The following is a 20,653-nucleotide window of genomic DNA, read 5'->3' on the forward strand; positions in this document are numbered from 1 at the left end:
GATCCGGTCAGCCCGCGTGTGAAAGCCGAGGAAGTGCACGAGGTCTTGCCACCACACCCTGGTATCCGATTGTGCGGCAAGCTCCGTCAGGTGACGGGCCCGCTCCACTTGGCGATCACTTTCGTCGCAGTTGTTGTGTCGGTGTGCCTCTACTACGACTGGTGGCCGTCCCGCTACGGCCCCCCACGCCTGGGCTGATCCGCTGTTGTTCGGCGCTGCGGCCGTATTCGTGCTCCTCAGCTGCGGTGCCGTGTGGGCGATACGCACACTGCGCGTCGTGGGCAGGGACCGGAGATGGTCATGGTGGATCGCGGCGGCCCCCGCGATGATTCTCGCTGCCGCGGGCACTGTCACGCTCCTGCCCCGCCCGTCGTTCGAAGACACCTGTCCGCAGTTCGAGCGGGTGGCCCTGGACCTGCTGGCGAGTCCGGAACCCGCACGCTCCCATGTCGAAATCGGCCGGTTCGACATCAGCTATGCCAGGAAGGACCCCGACGGAACCGTCTACTTCATCCAGGGCGGCGGACTCGGGCCCTCGGTGAGCAGTGGCTGGGCGTACTCACCTGATGGCACACCGGTCGGTTTCGACGACTTCACCGCGACTCACCTCGGTGGCCCGTGGTACGAGTTCACAGCTGTATGGCGTACCTGACGTTCGTCCTGCCCGGGCGCTGTCGTCGACAATATGGCTGCGAGCGCAGTGATCGCGTTCAGCAGCCGTCGGATGGCGCAGCAGTCCGAACGGGTTCCCCGGACTGACCACCCTTGCGCCGATCCGCTCCGAAATGCCTTGTCGTCATGCGGCAATGAACGAAATCGGCGTGCGGAATCGAACGGAGTCGTAGCGCACCGACCCACGATGTCGGCGTGGTGATCGACGCGAATCCGTGTCGGGCGGTGAGAAATCAGTCGCCCCGTACAGCCGTGGTGAAGGCCCGCCAAGCCGCCTGCGTGAAGATCAGGGCGGGGTCGGTCGGGTTCTTCGAGTCCCGAACGCCGACCTGCTCTGTGCCCAGCCAAGCGGCTTCGACACAATCATCATTACCGCCACTGTGCGACGACTTGAACCACTGTGCACCGGATAGATCCATGTCCACTACTCGTGTCTCCTTGCTATCTTCCTGATTCGATCTCGAGATTCCTGTTCCCCGAGCGCCGCGTTGCGGAGGTCGTCGTACAGGGTGCGGTAACGCCTCACATCGTCGACATCCTCGAAAGTCATCGAGCCGATCGCTCCCTCGGCATAAACCACTGGAGGCTCACGGTCGGGAAAGTCGAGAATATTGAAGGGCGGGACAACCCTTCCCGTCGGAAGTCCGGCCGAGAAGGGTACGACTCGGATCGCGACATCGTCACGGGTGCTCAGATCGGCGAGGAATCGGCACTCAGCAGCCATGATTCGACTCGATCCGACCACCGCGTACAGCACACTTTCGTGCAACAAACATTCGAGCTGCATCCTCGACCGGCGACGCAGCAGACGCCTATGGCGCTGGCTTCGCAACTCGACCCGCTTTTCGATTTCCGACGGCGGATCCTCCGGCGCATAGGCGCAGAAGACAGCCCTGGCGTAGTCACTTGTCTGGAGCAGCCCGGGGACTACGAGCGGTTGGAAGAACCGGAACTCCGTCGCATACGTCTCCAATTCAAGATACGTGGCGAAACTCTCGCGGAGATAGGGTTGATAACCCTGCCACCAGATCTTCGTATTCGATTGCGCCGCCAGCGACATCAGAAATTCGACCCGGTCTTCCGGCAATTCGTAATACCTGGAAAGGTATTCGACCTCCCGGACCTTGATCTTGTCGTACTGCCCCAGCTCGATCCGGCTGAGCGTCGCCCGGCTGAACTCCGTCTCCCCCGCCACCTGTTCGAGCGTCGACCCTCGTGCGTGGCGGGCGTCGCGCAACGCCCGCCCCAACTGCCTGCGCGGCAATGTCGTACCGCTGAGATCCGCCTTGCTCGGCATCGCGCCTCCCCGTTTCTCGAGTGAACCGCTCGGCGTCTCTCCGGTCGAGAATCATCGTAGGCAGGCACTGAGAAACGTGCTGGGCCGATACGCAGATCCTGTGAATGCTTCTCGTCGAGATTCGCCGAGCCCCTGACGCGCAGCAACATAACCACATGCCACGAACACACGGAAGCCCCTGGCACATAGAGGAATTTCCCGGTTGCCGACCACACCTGGGAGCGAATCTCCGCACCCTCGAACCGGTTCGGGATCGGCTGCCCGCAGGCGCGTATCCGCTCGGCGGGAACTGGGGTTCGGCCGTGCGTCCGCCCGTCCGTCGCACCCGGGCCGATGAGTGGCTCGCGGTGTGGCGGTTCGATCGGCGCATCCGGATGCTGCGGGTCTGCGACACCTCCGGCGCACAGATCCTGCTGTCGGCCGCCGGTCCTGCCACCGCACCGGATCTGGCGGATATGCGCGAGCGGTTCCCGGAGCTCACCACGCTGTGGGACGCCGTCCGGCACGAGTTCTGGGCCCGGGCCGTCCCGGAAGGACTGTGCGGATGACACCGATCCGGTACCCCGACGACGAATCCGTCGAGGAGATCACCGCCCGCTATCTGCTGTCCGTGGCGACCGAGCCGCTGCCCGTCCTCTACGGATTCCACTACGACGGTGCGACTGTCCACGCCGAATGCGTCCGGGTCGACTTCAGCCGGGACCGCGGCCCGGACGAGCCGAATCCGATCCACGTGCACGCCGCGAAGCTGCGCACGGTGTTGGGGCCCGGCATGTTCGGTTTCGGGTTCGTTTTCGTGGTCTTCGCCGACCAGTTGGCGTACCGGCCCGCGAACCGGCACATCCCGCAGCAGGTCCGCCGTGCGGCCGAACGGCTCCCCGGCGCCACCGACCTTCTCGTCGCGGCCACCATCGACGCCACCGGACGGCAGTGGTGGGCCGTCGCGCCCCGCCACCTGCCCGAGCTGGACCCGGTATGCCTGCGGCTGCCCGCCCTCGACCCAGCGGACTGGAGCCTTCCCGAATCGCTCGATTCCTCCCTGTGGACCGCCGCCCTCGCCCTCGACGACGCCAACCACGCCCCCCTGCTCCGCCTGCGAAGCGCCGCGCCGCCTTGCACGGGCTCGACCAGATGAACGCATCGTCGCGCGATGACCCGGCGGACAGCGAGATCCGTTGCGGCACATTCGGTTCGGTACGCAGCTCACCAGGAGTGTTCGCGGTCCTCCTCCAGCAGCCGCCAGGCGCGGTCCAGCCAGGTGGTGAAGTGGCGGGTGAACTCGGCGGGCGTGGCCGGCCGGACCGTCACATGGGCGCCGCGCTGTTCGGTATAGCGGCCGTCACCGGCGATGTCGTACCACTCCAGCACCCGGCTCGGTTCGGCGGCCGCGTCGAAACGCCCGGTGAGCAGGACAGCGCAACCGCCGCCGTCGGCCTTCCGGCCGAGCAGCCGACGGTATTGTTCACGCGCCCGGGTCCGCCGCCCGTCTTCGAAATAGTCGTCGCCGCGCGGTCCGAGATCCTCGGGGTGGAAGGTGGCCGGTTCGGCGGTGCCGGGCACGCAGACCGGGAGGGCCGAAACCAGGCGCGCGGCCAGCGTCTCCGGACGGAACAGCCGCACGTGGATCGGACCGTGCTCGGTGTCGGTACCGGCCTGGCTGAACGTCACCGCGTGCGCCTCGGTACGCGCCCCGACGATCCGGTATTTCCGCATATCGCCGGGTCCGGTGCTGCGTTTGTGCGCCGAGGTGGCGCCGAGGATCTCGATCCGCAACTCCGAGGCGCCCAGCGTATCGAGAGCCACCTGGATCCCGGCCAGTTCCTCGCGCGTATACCCGGCGCGGACCGCGAGACGATGCGCCCGCGCGTCGTCGTTGAAGGCGAAGCGGCTGGTGTAGCGCAGCGGGCTGGGGAAGCGATCGTAGGCGTCGCTGTACCACAACGCCGCGAAATCGTCCGGCTCCCAGGTCCACTCGGGCATCGATCGTTCACCTTCTCTTGTTCGGCGCAGAATTCCCGGCGGTTCAGCGATACCCGGGTGGTCCCGCGCCGGAGCGGACCCACCCTGTCACCGGCCGCTCACCGGCTCCGGCGAAAACCGTCGGCGCTAGTCGGGGTTCGCACCGATCACACCGCCGGGGATGGTCCGGGGCATCTCACCGAGCAACTCGTCGGTGTTCTCCTGATTGACCAGGTAGTCCGGTGTCTTGCGCTCGGATTCGTCGTCCTTGCCGCCACCGCGCCCGCCGCCCGCACCGCCCATCGGCATACCGTTCATACCGCGCGTGCCGGCCGCCGCGTTCGCGGCCGCCGCGCCGGTACCCACCGGAGTACCCGTGGCATTGGGCGCGCCCTGGACCGTACGTCCCGGCTCCGGGGTCGTGGCGCCGGGAGAACCGGGAGTCGAGAGACCCGGGGCACTCGGGGTGTTCACCCCGGCGGGCGCGGTACTCGCCGGAATCGTGGGAGCACCGGTCGGCGTCTCGGTGGCGGCCGGATCGGTGGCGGTGTCGCCGGGATCAGCAGTGGTCGGCTGATCGGTCTGCTCGCCGGGAGTCTCGGACTGCGGCTGCTCCTCGGTCTCGGCCGGGGTCTCTCCCTCAGGAGTGCCGCCCGGGGTGGTGCCGTTGGGGTTGCCCGAATCGGTCGACGTCGGATTCGTCGATTCGTTGTTGTACCCGCCGGGCGGCGGTGCCGGGATATCGGTCGACGTGGTCGGGCCGACGGGCACCGGAATCACCGGCACCTTGGAATCCAGGCCCGCGAACGGAGTGACGTAGTTGGTCGTCATGGCCGCCCGCGCCTCTTGGGTCCGCCGCGAGATCTCGCCGTCGTTGAACAATTCGTTGAGGAAGCCCTTGAATCCGGAAGTGGTCAGGGGGTCGCCCAGGCTGTTCTTGGTCTTCACAATGGCATCGGCCGCAGCGCGAACGCCGCCCGACAACTCTTCCAACGCCGGGGTCACCGGGCGGGCGTGATTATCGATGTAGTCCTGAATCGCCTGCTTGGACTGCTCGGCGGCCGGGCCGGACCACGCCTGCGCGAGCGAGGCCTGGGTGGACCGAATGAAGGTCTCGACACCCTGCTCCCACAGCTGACGCATCTGCCAGTACTTGTCGGCCTGATCCGTCGCATCCTTCACCATCAGTGGGCTGAACGCGTCGTTGATCTGAGGGTGCTCCCACTTGTCGGGATTCTCCCCACCGTGCGGGATGGTCGATTTCTCGTGTTCCGGAGGTCTACTCATCTGGCGGTCCCATCGGGAAGGATGTACGGGCCGAGAACCGGTCCGACGGGAGGACGTTCCGGGAGGGTCGTGTTCAATGACGTGAACGTGGCGGCCCAGTCGCTGTCGGCCTGCATCATCTGATCACGCATGGTCCGGTAGACGTTCTGAATGTCCTCGACGATCTGGTAGTGCTGCTCCATGATCTCCCAGACACCATTACCGTCAGGTGCACCCTGCGCCTTTACTTTGTACCGTCCGACCATGGCCCGGGCAGACACGAGTTCATCATTTGCTTCTCCCAGACCCCAATGACTTTGCGTTGCAACAGCTTCAGCAAGGCGTTGTATCTGCTGGATAGTCTTCTTGAAATGGTCGCAATCGCGATCAAGATAGATGAAGTCCTCCGGCGTCATACTCACCGAGATCTGACCTTCGTTCGCAGCATTGAGCATATTTGTCATCGGCCGCGGTGCTGGATCGTCACTCATAGCTTCCCTCCCACGGAATGACCCCAGACAAGGGGCGCATCATGCACCAGCAGGAATCGTCGGCGCAATTTTGGTTGCCAGTGCGCGTGCCAAATCGCACGTATCGAGATGGCCAGTCTTGTCCCGGGATGGAGGGTTGGTCAGACCGAATTCCAGGCTGCCACCGTTCATCTCCACATTGACAACGCAAGATGCCTTCGGGTGAGCTTCAGACTGTCGCGCAGAGATCGCTTGTCGGCCCCCCGCGGTGAACACCGTTGCCTCGGGAAAGTTCTTGCCCTTCACCATATCCAGAGTGATATTGGTGGTCTGGATGCTGGCGGTGTAGCCGTCGGTCTGTACCCACATGCACCCTTCCCACTTACCGCCAGACGTATCCGAATTTTGCGGCATCGGATCTTCCAAGCCCTCGGAGTCGAGGACGTCCTGTGGAATGTCGATACACGGATCGAACCCTGCGGGGACATCAGCAGCAATACTCGGAGTCGCCGAACCCTCGGTAGTTGTCTCACCTTGGGTGGAAGATTCACACCCCGCCAGCACGAACACCGCTCCACACACCAGCGCGATCAAGCGCCCCCGACCCGATGTGGCCATCAACCCTGCCCTCCACCGCCGATGACACCATTCGTCCGGTACGGGGAGGACCGGCGTCTCCGCCCCCAAGCTTGCCGGCTCGGCCCGACGTTACCGGCGCGTCGATTTCACCGCAACCGCCCACCCACCCTGACCTGCACGGCCACCTTGTCGGATGCCTCGCTGTGCACGCCTTCGAGTTCGGTGCGACGCTGGCCACGGCAGATGGTTGCCGCCTCACACCGCTGCGAGCCGGTCCTCGGCCGTGAACTCAGCGCCCGGGCACCGGCCAGGAAAGTCGTTCAGTAGTTGCGGCGCGCCGGAGATTCCGACCGTGGCTGCGGCGTCGCGGGCGAGCGGCGTCGTGATTCGCGCCCAGGGCCGCCCGGCTCCGCTGTCCGTAAACGGTATGCGGCGACCTCCGAGCCAGCGCGCCCACGGTCCGGGACCGCAGGGCCGACTCTGCCAGTGCCCGCTACCGGAGCCGCGACTTCCGCAGAGTTTCGCTGGGACGTTCGCCGTAGGCCATCCGGTAGGACCGGGCGAAATCGCCGAAATGTGTGAAGCCCCAGCGGAGTGCGATCGCGGACACGGTCGTCTCCCGCGCGTCGGCCTGCTGCAGCTCGGTCCGAACGTGCTCCAGCCGGATCCGCCGGAGGTATGCCGTGGGCGTCGTGTCCAGATGTCTGCGGAAACCTTCCTGCAGGGTGCGCACCCCGACTCCGGCGGCGGCCGCCAGCCGGGTCACGGTCATCGGTTCCGCTGCGTGCACCCGCATGAAATCGACCGCCCGCGCTACCGTGGCCGCCACCGGCGTGGGCGTATCGCGGTGCAGCTGATCGGAATACGAGTGCCGGGCGCCGAGCAGGAGGCCGGTGGTCATCAGGTCGTGCAGATGACGTACCGCGAGGGGGTGGGTGGCGATGCGCTGACCGTGGTCGATTTCGCGGACCACCAACCGCACCTGCTCCCACCAGGCCCGCATCGCGGGAGTGGTGAGGTCTTGCCCCAGCTCGAATCGCAGCCGGTGTGTCAACTCGGCGCCGATCATCTGCCGCAATGTCGACTCCACATACGACGCGTCGAACCACACCAGCAGCATCGGGCTCTCGGCCGGCCAATCCAGCATGAACGGTTCGCGGGGTTGGGCCACCGTGGCCGCTGCCCGGGTCGCGGTCGCACGCACCGCGCCGCTGACCGCGCCGACGGCGCCGGCCAACTGAATGTGCACCAGATACATGTTGTCGGTGTGATGCGGGGTCACCACCACCTCGGCGCCGGCGCCGTAGTCGAGCGCGGCGAACGCGACCCGTCCCAGCGACACCGCGTTCTGCCGGGCTTCGAACCTGCGGGCCCCACCGGTGACCCGGACATCGTGGGGCGCGCGCAGCACCTTGCCGATGACGTCACGGGCTTCGTCGACATCAAGGGTCCGCAGCACACTGTGGCCGGCCAGCGGCAGCGCCCTTCTGTTCACGTCTCATTCCCCACTACCCGAGCCCGACGTGCGACCACCCGGAGTCACACGGTCGCGCTTCTTTCGGCACCGCCCGAGTCCCGCGAGCTTTTCATCAGGGCAACGGACCGCCACCGCAGAGTCCACGAAAACGCAGAATACCGCGTGGGGTGCCGTGGGCACGGGCTTCACACCTACTCGTCATCTCGAAGTGCGCTGCGGGGCAATGGGTTGCCACCTTGTCGCGGGCTCCCGGACAACGACAAGGCGGCTCACCCGGCGGTTCGATCCCTTACGCGCCGAACGGCAGGATCGCTAGATGACCTGCGTCGGCGAGCAGTTCCAGCCGGGCGGCTTCGCCGAGAAGGACTCCTGAAAGCTGGAGCTCGGTTGCGCTACGCAAGCGCTCACCTGGGTGATCCGCCCGGGCACCACCTGTCGTACATCCGAGCCGAACGGGAAATGGGCGCCCGCGTACGAATAGACAGTGTGCTGCTCGTCCTGGGCGTAGGTGAATTTCGCCTGCCCGAGCAGCCCGAACGGTGTCCGCACCTGGACCACCTCCGAGTTCGCGCCGGACACGGTGACCACGACCCCTCGCCATTCGACAACGTGATCCGCCGCTGCCGCCGGCCCGGCCGACCACGCCGTGGCGGCCCCCGTGCACAGCAGTGCCGCGACAAGTTTCACCGATTTCCCGGTCATTTCTGCAAGTCCTTCCAGGCCGAGCATTCGGCGTTCGCGGCCTCGCTCTTGCAGATCATGAACCCGGTGATCCAGGTGTCCACCTTCACGCTGTGCTGCAGAGCGGGATCGTTCTTCACGTGCGCGAACAGATAGTGATATCCGGTGAACGACTGGTTGTGGGTCGTGTATTTGAGCACGGCGTCCCGGTCGGCGGGCGCCCACACCGTCGCCTCCGTCCAGCGGGCGGGTCCGTCGGTGGCGGCGCTGAAAACCCGCCCGACGACGCCGTTCCACGGCAGCGCGTACTCCTCGGCCGCGGCGGGCCCGGCCGAGCAGACGATCGCGGCGCCTGTCACCGCGAGCGCGCCGGCGATTCCGGCGAACAATCGATCGGTCATTTCGAACTCCCTGAACCTCGTCCCGCGCGCGGCGTCGGGCGAGAGGCGTCGTAGGTGGCGGCCCGCGTGGGGCCGATGCTTGCGGATCTGTCGACCGGTTCGCAGGCACCACGTCCCGGTTTCAGCACTGTCCTCGCGTTCCCCGTCACTCCGGGCGTCGCCGCACTTGTCGTCCTGTTGATATCCCTCTCGCTTCCTCCCGGCGGGCAGTGCGCGGATCATGTTCTGCGTCTTCGCATTCCGTGATCGGCGGTCACACCGCGCCGGGGACATCCCCTCCGCGGAGAAGAATGCGGCGGCCGACCGCCTGCGCGCTACGCACCCGCGCCTATCCGGGAGCCCGGTCCGCGCTTATCCGATACCGCCCACATCTCCCCGCTCGGAGGCATCCACATCTCCCCCGCCGCGGGGATCGGAGTATGGACACAGCGGCTCTGGTCCGCCCTTGTTACCGCGGTGGGCGGTGCGCCGAGGTATAGATCAGCGGGACGCCGGTTGCGGCCTGCTCGACCCGCCAAGAGAAGGCGATACCCGGCTTCGCGTATGGGCTCGAGCGCCAGTTCTGCCAGAACCGGGACTTCACCAGAACCGCGTCGACGATGGTGTCGGAGTGGATGATCGCGCGGTGTAGTGCCTCGAGAAACCAGATCAACCACTCTGTTACATCGAGTGTGCCTTTTTGTGTGCGTTCCAGAATCTTGTAATACGCGGCCAGGTCGCGCTGGATCTGCGCCGAGAGACTGTAGAAACGTCGGGAACCGTGGTCGGCGCGTGCCAGCCACAGATCACCGAGCGCGCGGGCAATACGGCCGTTGCCATCGTCGAAGGGATGCACGGTGACGAACCACAGATGCGTGAGACCGGCTTTGACAATCGCGGGTTCAGTGGCGTCGCTGTTGACCCAGTCCAGGAACTGCCGCATTTCGGCGTCCAGCCCGGCGGCGGGCGGGGCTTCGAAGTGCACCCGCTGCCTACCGTAGGCGCCGGATACCACTTGCATGGGCCCGGCGGAGTCGTTGCGCCAGGCGCCGATACGGAGACGGGAGATACCCGAGTATCCGGTGGGAAACAACCCAGCGTGCCAGCCGAAGAGCCGTTCGGCAGTGACCGGGTGGTCGTGGCGCCCGGTAGCGTCGAGAACCATCTCTACGACGCCGTCCACATGCCGGTCGGCAGGAACGACCGCGCCGATATCAACGCCGAGGTGACGCGCGATGGAAGAACGAACCGAGGCGGCGTCGAGCAGGTCGCCCTCGATCTCGCTGGTCTTGACCACGTCATCGGTCAGTGCAGACGCCATCGGGCCTGAACCGGCTGGATTCAGCGTACAAGCCGAGCAGGTACGGGCCGGGATCGTCTGTCCACGACCTACGCCCACGCGGAGCATGCCGGACGTCCCGACCCACGGAACGCCCGGCGCGCTCAGATGCCGAGGACCAGTTTCGCGGTGGTGAAGTAGATGATCAGTCCCGTCGCGTCCACCAGGGTGGTGACCATGGGGGCCGACACCACCGCCGGGTCGATCCGCAGCCGCTTGGCCAGCAGCGGCATGGTGCCGCCGATGGTGGCGGCCCAGGCGCAGATCAGTACCAGGGTGATGCCCACGACCACGGCGACCCGGGGCCCGACGAACAGACCGCCGATCACCACACCCACCACCGCCAGCATCGTCCCGAGCACCAGACCCACCCGGCATTCCCGCCAGATGACCTTGAACAGGTCGCCGCCGCGCACCTCGCCCACCGCGACCGCGCGGACGCAGGCCGTGGCCGCCTGGGCGCCCGCGTTGCCGCCCGCGCCGATCAGCAGCGGGATGAACAGCGCCAGCTGAGCCGCCTGCTCCAGCGTCGCTTCGAAGAAACCGGTCACGCTGACCGTCAGCGTCGCCGCCACCAGCAGCAGCATCAGCCAGAGGGCGCGATAGCGGGCCAGCTGGAACACTCCGGCGGCCATGTAGTGGCCCTCCCAGGGCGCCGAACCGGCCTGCTTCGCGACGTCCTCGCTGTCGGCGGCCTCGATCACCTCGACCGCGTCGTCGATGGTGAGCAACCCCACCAGCCGGTCCTCGCTGTCGACCACCGGCAGGTTGATGACGTTGGTCTCCCGCATGAGCCGCGCGGCCTTCTCCGCCGAATCGGTGGCCCGCACGAACGCCGGTTCGGTGACGACGAGATCCGCCACCATGCTCTCGGGGCCCGACAGCACCAGTTCGCGGAGTTCGACGATGCCCTGCAGGCGGCGGCTCGCGTCGACCACGGGCAGGGTGTAGACCGTTTCGGCGTTGCCGCCCTTGATGCGTACGGTGCGCAGCGCGTCGGCGACGGAGAGGCTGCCCGGGATGGCGACGACTTCCGGTGTCATATACCGCCCGACCGACCCTTCCGGGTAGCCGAGCAATGCGGCGGTCATCCGGCGCTCGCGCGGACTCAGCCCGGCCAGCGCCTTCTTCGCGACCTTGGCGGGCGCTTCGCGCAGCATCCGGGCCCGATCGTCGGGGGCCATCCGCTCGACGAGCTCCCGGAAGCTCTGGTCGCGCAGCCCCTGCAGGATCTGCTGCTGGTCGACCGGTTCGAGTTCCTCGAACACGGCCAGCGCCAGATCCTTGTCCAGCAGGCGGAACGCCACCCCGGCCGCGACGGCGTCCATGCGCGCGAGTTCGTCGGCGATGACATGCGGCGGATGATTGTCCAGCCAGTTCAGGGCGGCCTCGACGCGATGGCGTTCGACCACGTCCTGGAGGGATTCCGACAGCGTCGTCGGCACTTCGATGAGTTCGATCTGCGACATGAGAAGTCCTCGGCACAGCAGTGAGTAGCGAGTGATTCGAAGGAAGTCACACCGCGAGGCGCCGAGCCGGGCCGCTACCGCCGGCAGTCGCTGCTGCTAGCGGGATTGCGGGCGGACGACGCCGCGCGGCCTTCGACTGGGAGGTTCGCTGCGCATTGCAACACCACCTCCTTCTCGGTCGTCACCGTGCGTGCGTGTGCACGCCCGATTGCCTGGATTCGACACAGCCTATGAACACGAACGTATTCCCGAGAAATATACATCCCATCGCTGGGAATTCCGCATCGCGACCTCCACCACCGGCGTTTCTCCCTCCCGGGCGTGTCCGCAGGTCCGGTCGGTGGCGAACAGCCCCACCGGCCGAACTCCGGGTCGGAGGTAGCGGACATGCTCGTCGACGGCGACGGGTCACCGTTCGGTCCGTACCGCGCGGGCTTTCGGGTTCCGACCGCGAAGGAGCCGAATCCGCACCCACCATGAGGGAGTTCTGCGAAGTCGATCGCGGCGGGACCGGCGAGTTCGGGCAACCACACGAGCCGGTGCGGATCAGGAGACGACGCGGTATCAGAGGTGCTGTCGATGCCCAGGATTGGGCGCGTTCAGCGCGCAACCGTTGCCGACACGGCGACCACTCGACAGAGTGGAGGTCGAGTTGTCTCATCTGCGGCCTCCGGGCCCGACATCTGAGGAGAGTGCTGTGCGCTTCGGAATCTTCATCCCGCAGGGGTGGCGCCTGGACCTGGTGGGTATCGAACCCGCCGCCCACTGGGAGGTGATGCGAGGTCTCGCGGCACGCGCCGACGCCAACCCCGTATGGGAGTCGCTGTGGGTGTACGACCATTTCCACACCGTCCCGGAGCCCAGCGAGGAAGCCACCCACGAGGCGTGGACGCTGATGTCGGCCTTCGCCGCCACCACCTCGCGAGTGCGACTGGGCCAGATGTGTACCGCGATCAGCTATCGCAACCCCGCCTACCTGGCCAAGGTCGCGGCCACCGTCGATCTGATCTCGGGCGGGCGCACCGAGATGGGGATCGGCGGCGGCTGGTACGAGCACGAATGGCGGGCCTACGGCTACGGGTTCCCTTCGGCCGGGGAGCGGCTGGGCCGCCTCGACGAGGGCGTGCAGATCTTCCGGCAGGCCTGGCGCGACGGCGTCGCCACCCTCGACGGCCGGTACTACCAGGTGGACGGCGCGATCGTGCGGCCGCTTCCGGCGCAGGAGGGCGGCCTGCCCCTGTGGATCGCGGGCGGCGGGGAGAAGAAAACCCTGCGTATCGCCGCGAAATACGCGAACTACACGAACTTCGCCGGCAACGATCTCGCGGAGTTCACCCGTAAATCGGAGATCCTGCGCCAGCACTGCGCCGACGTCGGCACCGATTTCGACGCCATTGTGCGCAGCGCCAACTTCAATGTCGCGATCGGCGCCACCGAAGCCGAGGTAGAGCGGCGGCGCACCGAGCACGCCGCGCGCCTCGCGCCCGTACTGGGCGCGGAGAAGGCCCGCGCCTACGTCGAGAACCTGTACAACGACGGCGCGGCCGTCGGCACCCCCGAGCAGATCGTGGAGAAACTGTCCGCGGTGCGCGATCGCGGTCTGGGCTACACCATCCTCAACTTCCCGGAGGCGGCCTACGACACCAGCGGGATCGAGCTCTTCGAACGCGAAGTGATCCCGGCCCTCGCTTGACCCACGTGACCAGGTGCGCCGGTCGCGGTGACCGACGCACCTGTCCGCACTGAGGTTCCCACCAGAATGTCAGCGTGCTGGGCGTCTCGGACGTCACAGGGCTACGCGGCGCCGGATCGATATTGGTAGTCCGGCAGCGGATCGGCCGTCTTGGGCCGCGTGATGCGTTCCATTCCCGCCAGTGAATCCAGAATCCGTGATCGTGCGACGCCGTTTCTCAATCGGACGCCCACGGCGCTCTTGGGGACCATGAGACGGAGGTTCGGGCCGACCTGCTGCATCCGCTCGACCGCCTTTCGGAAGTCCTCCTCGTACCGTTGAAAGGCGAGGTGATGGTCACCGCCCGCAGCGGCGAGCTCCCCTGCCAGGCGGTAAGCGCCGATAAGTCCCAGGCGGGCACCGCATCCCGACACCGGAGAGGCGCAGTAGGCGGCGTCCCCGACCAGCGCGACCCGGCCTGCCGACCATGACGGCATCCGGACCTGCGCGAGGGAGTCGAAGTACAGATCGGGGTCGGCCATCGCGCCGGCGAGCAGTTCGGGCACCTGCCAGGACATGTCCGCGAACGCCGCGCGCAACAGTCGTTTGTGCTGTTCGGCGTCCCGGTAGTCGTAGTCGAGCGGCTCGGCTCGGTGGAAGATGAAGTTGGCCTTGGCTCCCGTATGGTTGCCCGATCGGTAAACCCCCGCCATCCGCCCCGGCTCGTTGTAGGCGGTGACCCAGCGGTTCTCCCCCAGGGCCGGATCGGCTTCGGCGAAGGCGACGTAGTGCTCCATGTATTTCAGGAATCGCGACTCCGGGCCGAACACCAGCCGGCGGACGGTGGAATGGATTCCGTCGGCGCCGATGACCAGATCGAACCGTCGATTCTCACCGCGTTCGAACGTGACCCGTACGCCGTCGGCGTCCTGCTCCAACGACTGGATCGAATCGCCGAAGATGTACTCGATGTCGCCGCCGGTCGCCTCGTACAGGATCCTCGCCAGATCTCCGCGCATGATCTCGACCTCATCGCCGGTGCCCTGCAGGTCCATCCGGGCCCGGCTCCGGCCCGTGCCGTCCAGGAAGGCCATACCCACCACGTCGGCTCCCGCGGCCCGGATCTGCGGCATGATCCCCATCCGCTCGACCACCTCGATGGCCTGGTCGCGCACGTCGACGCCGTTGCCTCCCGCGCGCAATCGAGGCGCTCGTTCGACCACGGTGGGCTGGAAGCCGTACCTGGCCAACCAGAACGCGAGAGTCGGACCTGCGATGCTGGCACCTGAAATCAAAATCCGCTTGTTCACAGCGCACTCACGATCATCCGGCGCGGAGCGTCCGTGCCACGCAGACGCCGCGCGATCGACTCGATGGCGTCCCACCCGGCGCGCTCGCCATCCAGCAATGTGAGCCGACCGCTCGCGACGAGGTCGAACCCTCGGGCACCACGGCCAGCTCATCGGTCGGCACAGCGCGCAGCCGGGCCCACGCGGCGCTCGTGCCGAGTGTGGCCACTCGGGTCCCGACAGCAGGGCCAGAGCCGTCGGCGGCGGGATGCACCACCGTGCCGACCGCGTCGGATCCGGGCACGCTGCCCGCAGGCAGCGTGGCGGCGTGGTCGAGGGCGCGGGCCACGATCGGGAACAGTTCGACCTCGATGAGGACTTGGTCCGGCTTCGGCCGGGGGTCGGGGACGTCCCCGAAGGTCACGCCCGCCGAGGCATGGGGAGAGGCGAGTAGAGCTTGCACGGGTTCTCCTGGACTCATAAGATTACTGGAATAAGCATTCCAGTTAAAGATATGGAAGGGCCGTTCCAGATGTCAACTCCTCCCGTGACAGGCGATCAACCCAAGCGGGCGGACGCCGTGCGCAATCGGCGGCTCGCCCTCGACGCCACCAAGACGCTGCTCGCCCAGCGCGAGGCCTCGATCACGGTGGAAGCCATCGCTCGCCAGGCCGGCCTAGGCGCCGGCACCGTCGTACGGGCGTTCGGCAACAAGGAAGCGCTCATCGACGCCGCCGTGGCCGACCTCCTCGATCCGCTCATTCAGCGGGCCGAGGACACACTGTCCGAACGCGACCCCGGGCAGGCTCTGCGCGTCTTTCTGCTGGACATGATCGAGTTCCAGTCCGCGCACTGGGTCATAAGCGAGCAGCTCAGAGGGCTCAAAGTCCCCTTGACCACCGCTCGCCGGGCCGTCCTTCACCAGACCCTGCACGACATGATCGACCGGGCCCGGCAGAACGGCGCGGTCAGGCGCGACATCGATACCTCCGTCATCGCCGTGCTGCTGGGCGAGATGAGCTACGCAGTCGCACGATCGGACGATGCCTCGCGTCAGCTCGCCGAGAGCTTCATCGCCATCGCCATGGACGGACTGCACCCCCGAACCTGATTCGCCGACCTCCCGCCACCTTGCCGACGGGAACTCACACCTACCGACGGGCGCGGAGTCCGCCGGGGTCGTGACGGCGGTCGCCCCCCGCGCACAATGCGTCGTCGAAGCCCCCCCCCCCCCCGCGGGTACCGCTCACACCTCGAAGGCGTCGGCGATCTGCACCAGCTCCGGTGGACGAAACCGGCTGATATAGGTGCCGCGACCGCAGGGCTGCGGCCCCGGACGCACATTTCCGATCAGCGGTCCTTCGTCCGCGGGACCGCTGAGGATCAGCGCGTCGGCGCCGAGATCACGCAGCCGGCTCAGCAGCGGGTCGTGCAAGGCCCGGGAGGCGCCGGACGCGGCCCGCGCGATGATCAGATGCAGGCCGATATCGGCGGCCTGAGCGAGGAACGCGGCAAGCGGGGCCAGCGGATTGGCCGACGCGGCGGCCACTCGTTCGTAATCGTCCACGACGACGAAAATCCGTGGGCCCGTCCACCACGTGCGCTCCCGCAGTTGCTGCGCGGTGACGTCGGGCCCCGGGACGCGGCGCGCCAACAGATCGGCGATCTGCTGGACCGTCGCGCCGACCGAACCCAGCGACGGCAGATATTGGACGATATTGGACACCGCGCCGTACGCCTCGAGCAGACCGCGCGCCGGATCGACGACGACGAAGGAGACTTCGTCCGTGGTGGCCTGCTGCGCGATTCCCGCGATGACAGTGGCGAGCATCGTCGTCTTGCCCGCCGCCGGGTCACCCAGGATCAGCAGATGCGGTTGTTCGGCGAAATCGAGGACCAGCGGCCGCAGATCCGATTCGCGCACCCCCGCGGCCACGCGCAGTCCGCCGCGCTCGACGCCCGCCGCCTCGGCGATCGCGAGGACCTCGGTGCGCGTGATCCGGTCCGGCAGCATCCGGATCGCGGGGGCGCGGCGGCCCGGGTAGGCCTCCGTCAACAACCCGGCCGCCACCGTGAGCGCGGCCGGTCCCGAATCCTCGGGCCGGTCGCCCGCGTGCGTCCGCAGTGCCGGCAGCGCGACGACCACAGTGGCGACCTCGTCCCCCGTCCCGACGAGACCGCGCCCCGCGCCGGCCGGAACCAGCGCCGCGGCCTTCCGGTCGAACAGCGATTCGAGCGGGTCGTCGAGGCGCAGTTCCACGCGGGTGCCGAATCGCTCGAAAAGGCTGGGCCTGATATCGATCCAGCGGGTCACCGCGACGACCAGATGAATTCCGTACGGCAGACCTTCGACCACGAGACCCGCCAGCCGCTCGTCGAGCGAATCGTCACGCCCGCGGGTGTAGCGCCAGTCGTCCACGACCAGGAACACATCGCCGAACTGGGTCGCGCGCCGGGTTTCACCGCTCGCACCGGCCGCCGGGAGCTCGCCGCTACGGGAGCGGAATTCGGCCATGGACTCGATGCCCCGAGTCCGGAACAGCCGCTGGCGCTCGACCAGCAGCGTTTCCAATTCCGTGAGAGTGCGGCGTACCCGGTCCAGATCCGCGCGCCCGGCCACCACTCCCACATGCGGCAGCCCCGACAGCGAGCTCAGGGCATTGTCGAAATCCAGCACATAGAACTGGGTCTGCTCCGGCGTATGCGTTGCCGCCAGGGACAGCACGATCGTCGCCAGTGTCGTCGACTTCCCGGCGCCGCGCCCGCCCGCCACCGCGATATTGCCGAGTTTGCCGGACAGGTCCACGACCAGACCCTCCTGCCGATGGCGATCGGGCCGATCGATCAGCCCGATCGCGGCCCGCAGGCTCCCGCCGTCCGGGCCGCCCTGCTCGCCCACCTCCGGGCGCGCGAGCACCTGGTTCAGCAAAACCCGCTCGGGTAGCGGGAGCCAGATACGATGCGCCGTAAGCTCTTTCGTCGCCAGGTGCGCCACCACCGCTTCCACGATCGTCCGCTGTTCGGCGCCCGAACCCGTCATCCGGCCGGGACGCTGCTCCGGCAAGGACGCGTAGGCGGCCTTGAAACGCTGATACCCGGCGTCCTCGGTGCGCAGATATCCGTGCCCGGGGGAGCCCGGCAGCTCGTAGGCATCGGGAACGCCCAGCACCACGCGCGATTCGGTGGCCGAATACATGCGCAGACCGATCCGATAGGTCAGATACGAGTCCAGCCCCCGCAATGTGTCGGGGTGCAGCCGCGCCGTGGACAAGAGCAGATGGACGCCCACCGATCTACCGACCCGGCCGATCGTCACGAGCGTGTCCATGAACTCCGAATGCGGCGGCGCCAGCAGATTGGTGAATCCGTCGATGACGACGATCAGCGCCGGAATCGGCGGTAGACGCTCACCTCGCCCCCGGGCCTCGTCGTAATCCAGCAGGCTCGCGAACTGCCCGGCATCGGCCAACTGCTGTTGCCGACGGGCGATCTCACCGGCGATCGCCTGCTCCAGCCGGTTGAGTTGCGACAGATCCGAATCGTGCAGCGCGACCACCGACGATACGTGCGGCAGCGCGGCCAGCCGGTCGTACACTCCCTCCCCCAGAGTCTCGACGAGCAGGAAATTCACCGCGCCGGGCGAATGGGTCACCGCCAGACCGGCGATGATGGTGGTCAGCAGACTCGACTTGCCCGATCCGGCGGCGCCGACCAGCAGACCGTGCGGCCCCATCCCGTCCTCGGCCGCCTGCTTGAGATCCAGTTCCACGGGATGCCCGTCCGGCGCCACCCCGATCGGGATGCGCAACCGGCGGCGCCAGCGCGGCTGCCAGACGTTGTCCACATCGACCGCACCGCCGTGGGACAGGCCGAACAGGGACGCGAAATCGACTTCGCCGTCGAACGGGGAGCGCACCGGAGCCGGTTCGTCGATATTTCGCGGATGGGCGTCGACGACCCGGCTGACGAGTTCGGCGGCGCCGTCGGTGAGATCCGCGGTGCCCATGGTCTCCGGGGCGAGTTCGCGCAGATCGGGCATCGCGATGCGGAACGGCCGCTGGCGGTACAGGGCCCATCCCGGCCCCGGCGGCAGGTGCGCGGCACGTTCGGGATGATCCCGCGATTCCGCGGGCCGGTGCAGCCGCAGCTCGATATGAGCCGGCAGCAGGTCGGCGAGCCAGTCGGGAATCTCGGCCCAGTCCCGGGCCGCGGCCACCACGTGCACGCCGTATTCGGGTCCGGCGCCGGCGATGTAGCGGACGGTCTCGGCGAAGTTGGGGATCTGATCGCTGAAATCACCCCAGCGATCCAGCAGCAGGAAGATATCGGCCACCGCACCGACAGCGGGCAACGACCGCGCCGCGCGCAGACTCGCCGGCGAGTCGATATCGTGGGCGCGGTAGAGCTTCTTCCGGTCACCGATCTCGGTGACGATCCGGTGCAGCACGGTCCGCACCAGTTCGGGTTCGTCGTCCGCGGCCACCTGGTCGATATGCGGCAGCGCGGCGATCGAGCCCAACCGATTGCTGGACTCCAGCACGTAGATCTGCACCTCGCTGGGCGTATGCGTCAGCGCCAGCGATCCGGCCAACGTCCGCAACAGGGTGCTCTTTCCCGCACCCGCCCGGCCCACCACCAGGAGGTTGCCGTCGGTACCCGCGAGATCCAGCCACACCGTCTCGCCCTGGACGCCGTCGGAACGATGTTCCTGACCGACCGGCACCTGTAATCGCCCGGTACCCCACCAGGATTCGGCGCGCAGCCCCAGCGCCGGGTCACGTTCGAGCCGGCCGAGCAGGTCGCCGAGTTGCACCCGTTCCCCGGCGTCCGCGGTGTACGGGTACCGACGCCGCACTCTGGCGATGTGCACCTCGCGGCCGAGGACGCCGTAGTGGTTCGGTGTCTGCCTGCTGGTGCGGGTGCGTACCTCGGCACTGACGTAGTTCCACAGGTCGTGGGTGCTGATGAGTCCCCTGCCGTTGTCGGCGAGCCCGCTTCTGATTCCTTTCACCATGGCCGCGGTGAACACCGACAGCGGAGTGGGTTGCTCCGCTGTCACGAAACCGTCCTCGGCGGTCTCCACCGCACTCGCCGCGGTCAGCACGCAGATGCCCTCTCCCGCGGCGAGTTCCTGACCCACGTCGTCGATGGTCGGGGTGGATTTCATCACGTCGGGGCCGAGGAAGGCGCCGCTGTAGCAGCAGTCGAGCACGATGATCTTGGCCGCCGCGGCCGATTCCTTGACCAGCTCCCGGATGAAGGAAGCCGACGTGCCGGTACTGCTCAGCAGTTGCGGATCGGTGTTCGTGGTGGCCAGATACAGATTCTGGCGGGTTCGCAGCCCGTGTCCGGAGAAGTACAGCAGGACGACGTCTTCAGGACCCGCGCCACGGAACAATCGCTCGATACTGCGCTCGACCTCGGCCTTGGACTCGTTCACCAGCAACTCGGTCGGCCGGAAGCCGCCGATCTCCGGGTCGCGCAGCAGCTCACGCAACTGCTCGGCATCGGCGATGGGTGCGTACAGCCGGGAAAGACCGCTGAAATGATAGGTGTCGTTGGCGATGAAGAGCGCGGTACGCGAACCGGCCGGACTAGTCATCGCCGAGCAGGTCGATCAGCCGGTCGATCTGCGTGGCCGAGGCCGCGGTGATGGTGACCTCCGCGTCGCCCTTCTTGACGGTGATCGACCGCGTCCCGGAGCGCGCGATGAACGCCGCGACGATATCGCGGATGAGCCACGCCGCCGTCCCGAGCGCACCGCCGGACACCGCCAATTGGCCTATCTGTTCGACGACACCCGATTTCGCGTCCGCGGCCGCGGGGCCGGTCACCGGGCGCACACCGACCCCGCGGATCTCCTCCAGATCGGCACGCAGTTCGCCGGTCAGCTGATCGAGCCGCGCCGGACTCCGGTGCGCACCACCGTCGATGACGAACAAGACCTCGGCCAAAGCCACTCCCCTCCCCGCGGTCCATTCACTGTGCGACAACAATAGCGCCGACCGCTGTCCGGCCCGGAACGATCGTGGCGCGGAGCGCTGTTCGCTGCTCCCGGGCGATCAGATCGGCTCCGGAGCTGATCGTGGACAAATTGTCCGCC

At 67.3% G+C, this 20,653-nt stretch carries 20 protein-coding genes; 5 read left to right on the forward strand and 15 right to left on the reverse strand.

Features of this window, described 5'->3' with window-relative positions; all coding sequences use genetic code 11:
* Positions 1 to 277 precede the first annotated feature (277 nt).
* Positions 278 to 652, forward strand: coding sequence for a hypothetical protein (locus OG804_RS15380; protein WP_328398084.1), 375 nt, complete (start codon positions 278 to 280; stop codon positions 650 to 652).
* 253 nt (positions 653 to 905) lie between these two features.
* On the opposite strand, the gene OG804_RS15385 is transcribed toward OG804_RS15380, so the two are convergent.
* On the reverse strand, positions 906 to 1,091 hold the full coding sequence (locus OG804_RS15385; protein WP_442941881.1) for a DUF397 domain-containing protein: 186 nt from the start codon (positions 1,089 to 1,091) through the stop codon (positions 906 to 908).
* A gap of 5 nt (positions 1,092 to 1,096) precedes the next feature.
* Positions 1,097 to 1,969 carry a helix-turn-helix domain-containing protein gene (locus tag OG804_RS15390; RefSeq protein WP_328398088.1) on the reverse strand — a complete coding sequence of 291 codons (873 nt, stop codon included), beginning with the start codon at positions 1,967 to 1,969 and terminating at the stop codon, positions 1,097 to 1,099.
* Between the two features lie 302 nt (positions 1,970 to 2,271).
* On the opposite strand from OG804_RS15390, the gene OG804_RS15395 reads away from it, so the two are divergent.
* A complete protein-coding gene (locus tag OG804_RS15395) occupies positions 2,272 to 2,517 on the forward strand; it encodes a hypothetical protein (RefSeq protein WP_328398091.1) in 246 nt (81 codons plus the stop codon).
* The gene (locus OG804_RS15400; RefSeq protein WP_328398093.1) at positions 2,514 to 3,104 is read left to right on the forward strand and encodes a hypothetical protein; all 591 of its coding nucleotides are present in this window, start codon (positions 2,514 to 2,516) and stop codon (positions 3,102 to 3,104) included. The genes OG804_RS15395 and OG804_RS15400 overlap by 4 nt, the downstream gene beginning before the upstream one ends.
* 68 nt (positions 3,105 to 3,172) lie before the next feature.
* Here the strand turns inward: OG804_RS15400 and OG804_RS15405 are convergent, their stop codons facing one another.
* The 9 genes from OG804_RS15405 to mgtE all read right to left on the reverse strand — a co-directional run bounded on the left by OG804_RS15405 (position 3,173) and on the right by mgtE (position 11,589).
* On the reverse strand, positions 3,173 to 3,949 hold the full coding sequence (locus OG804_RS15405; RefSeq protein ID WP_328398095.1) for an ESX secretion-associated protein EspG: 777 nt from the start codon (positions 3,947 to 3,949) through the stop codon (positions 3,173 to 3,175).
* A gap of 126 nt (positions 3,950 to 4,075) precedes the next feature.
* Complete coding sequence (locus OG804_RS15410) at positions 4,076 to 5,215, reverse strand: hypothetical protein (protein ID WP_328398097.1); 1,140 nt, start codon at positions 5,213 to 5,215, stop codon at positions 4,076 to 4,078.
* A complete protein-coding gene (locus tag OG804_RS15415; RefSeq protein ID WP_328398099.1) occupies positions 5,212 to 5,685 on the reverse strand; it encodes a hypothetical protein in 474 nt (157 codons plus the stop codon). Before OG804_RS15415 ends, OG804_RS15410 begins: the two co-directional genes overlap by 4 nt.
* 39 nt (positions 5,686 to 5,724) lie before the next feature.
* Complete coding sequence (locus OG804_RS15420; protein ID WP_328398101.1) at positions 5,725 to 6,282, reverse strand: DUF3558 domain-containing protein; 558 nt, start codon at positions 6,280 to 6,282, stop codon at positions 5,725 to 5,727.
* Positions 6,283 to 6,736: 454 nt separating this feature from the next.
* Positions 6,737 to 7,738, reverse strand: a complete 1,002-nt coding sequence (locus OG804_RS15425; protein ID WP_328398103.1) for an AraC family transcriptional regulator — start codon at positions 7,736 to 7,738, stop codon at positions 6,737 to 6,739.
* 294 nt (positions 7,739 to 8,032) lie between these two features.
* On the reverse strand, positions 8,033 to 8,422 hold the full coding sequence (locus OG804_RS15430; protein ID WP_328398106.1) for a hypothetical protein: 390 nt from the start codon (positions 8,420 to 8,422) through the stop codon (positions 8,033 to 8,035).
* A complete protein-coding gene (locus OG804_RS15435) occupies positions 8,419 to 8,802 on the reverse strand; it encodes a hypothetical protein (protein WP_328398108.1) in 384 nt (127 codons plus the stop codon). The genes OG804_RS15430 and OG804_RS15435 overlap by 4 nt, the downstream gene beginning before the upstream one ends.
* A gap of 448 nt (positions 8,803 to 9,250) precedes the next feature.
* The gene (locus tag OG804_RS15440; RefSeq protein WP_328398110.1) at positions 9,251 to 10,102 is read right to left on the reverse strand and encodes a Fic family protein; all 852 of its coding nucleotides are present in this window, start codon (positions 10,100 to 10,102) and stop codon (positions 9,251 to 9,253) included.
* Between the two features lie 122 nt (positions 10,103 to 10,224).
* On the reverse strand, positions 10,225 to 11,589 hold the full coding sequence (gene mgtE / locus OG804_RS15445; protein ID WP_328398112.1) for a magnesium transporter: 1,365 nt from the start codon (positions 11,587 to 11,589) through the stop codon (positions 10,225 to 10,227).
* 697 nt (positions 11,590 to 12,286) lie between these two features.
* On the opposite strand from mgtE, the gene OG804_RS15450 reads away from it, so the two are divergent.
* A complete protein-coding gene (locus tag OG804_RS15450; protein WP_328398114.1) occupies positions 12,287 to 13,282 on the forward strand; it encodes an LLM class F420-dependent oxidoreductase in 996 nt (331 codons plus the stop codon).
* Between the two features lie 101 nt (positions 13,283 to 13,383).
* On the opposite strand, the gene OG804_RS15455 is transcribed toward OG804_RS15450, so the two are convergent.
* Positions 13,384 to 14,571 (reverse strand): FAD-dependent monooxygenase, encoded by a 1,188-nt coding sequence (locus tag OG804_RS15455; protein WP_328398116.1) that lies wholly within the window; start codon positions 14,569 to 14,571, stop codon positions 13,384 to 13,386.
* A gap of 13 nt (positions 14,572 to 14,584) precedes the next feature.
* Positions 14,585 to 15,013, reverse strand: coding sequence for a hypothetical protein (locus tag OG804_RS15460; RefSeq protein WP_328398118.1), 429 nt, complete (start codon positions 15,011 to 15,013; stop codon positions 14,585 to 14,587).
* A gap of 84 nt (positions 15,014 to 15,097) precedes the next feature.
* On the opposite strand from OG804_RS15460, the gene OG804_RS15465 reads away from it, so the two are divergent.
* Positions 15,098 to 15,661, forward strand: a complete 564-nt coding sequence (locus tag OG804_RS15465) for a TetR/AcrR family transcriptional regulator (protein WP_328398120.1) — start codon at positions 15,098 to 15,100, stop codon at positions 15,659 to 15,661.
* A 135-nt stretch (positions 15,662 to 15,796) separates the two neighbouring features.
* On the opposite strand, the gene eccCb is transcribed toward OG804_RS15465, so the two are convergent.
* Together eccCb and OG804_RS15475 are read right to left on the reverse strand one after the other, a co-directional pair.
* On the reverse strand, positions 15,797 to 20,152 hold the full coding sequence (gene eccCb / locus OG804_RS15470) for a type VII secretion protein EccCb (RefSeq protein ID WP_328398122.1): 4,356 nt from the start codon (positions 20,150 to 20,152) through the stop codon (positions 15,797 to 15,799).
* A complete protein-coding gene (locus tag OG804_RS15475; RefSeq protein ID WP_328398124.1) occupies positions 20,145 to 20,504 on the reverse strand; it encodes an effector-associated constant component EACC1 in 360 nt (119 codons plus the stop codon). The genes eccCb and OG804_RS15475 overlap by 8 nt, the downstream gene beginning before the upstream one ends.
* Positions 20,505 to 20,653 lie beyond the last annotated feature (149 nt).

The organism is Nocardia sp. NBC_00416, from assembly GCF_036032445.1.
Taxonomy (GTDB): Bacteria; Actinomycetota; Actinomycetes; order Mycobacteriales; family Mycobacteriaceae; genus Nocardia.

What these genes read in the sequence shown, in the direction of transcription:
- OG804_RS15385 (WP_442941881.1), bottom strand. Translation starts at nt 1,091, where the DNA reads ATGGATCTATCCGGTGCACAGTGGTTCAAGTCGTCGCACAGTGGCGGT.
- OG804_RS15390 (WP_328398088.1), bottom strand. Translation starts at nt 1,969, where the DNA reads ATGCCGAGCAAGGCGGATCTCAGCGGTACGACATTGCCGCGCAGGCAG.
- OG804_RS15400 (WP_328398093.1), top strand. Translation starts at nt 2,514, where the DNA reads ATGACACCGATCCGGTACCCCGACGACGAATCCGTCGAGGAGATCACC.
- OG804_RS15405 (WP_328398095.1), bottom strand. Translation starts at nt 3,949, where the DNA reads ATGCCCGAGTGGACCTGGGAGCCGGACGATTTCGCGGCGTTGTGGTAC.
- OG804_RS15410 (WP_328398097.1), bottom strand. Translation starts at nt 5,215, where the DNA reads ATGAGTAGACCTCCGGAACACGAGAAATCGACCATCCCGCACGGTGGG.
- OG804_RS15415 (WP_328398099.1), bottom strand. Translation starts at nt 5,685, where the DNA reads ATGAGTGACGATCCAGCACCGCGGCCGATGACAAATATGCTCAATGCT.
- OG804_RS15420 (WP_328398101.1), bottom strand. Translation starts at nt 6,282, where the DNA reads ATGGCCACATCGGGTCGGGGGCGCTTGATCGCGCTGGTGTGTGGAGCG.
- OG804_RS15430 (WP_328398106.1), bottom strand. Translation starts at nt 8,422, where the DNA reads ATGACCGGGAAATCGGTGAAACTTGTCGCGGCACTGCTGTGCACGGGG.
- OG804_RS15435 (WP_328398108.1), bottom strand. Translation starts at nt 8,802, where the DNA reads ATGACCGATCGATTGTTCGCCGGAATCGCCGGCGCGCTCGCGGTGACA.
- OG804_RS15440 (WP_328398110.1), bottom strand. Translation starts at nt 10,102, where the DNA reads ATGGCGTCTGCACTGACCGATGACGTGGTCAAGACCAGCGAGATCGAG.
- mgtE (WP_328398112.1), bottom strand. Translation starts at nt 11,589, where the DNA reads ATGTCGCAGATCGAACTCATCGAAGTGCCGACGACGCTGTCGGAATCC.
- eccCb (WP_328398122.1), bottom strand. Translation starts at nt 20,152, where the DNA reads ATGACTAGTCCGGCCGGTTCGCGTACCGCGCTCTTCATCGCCAACGAC.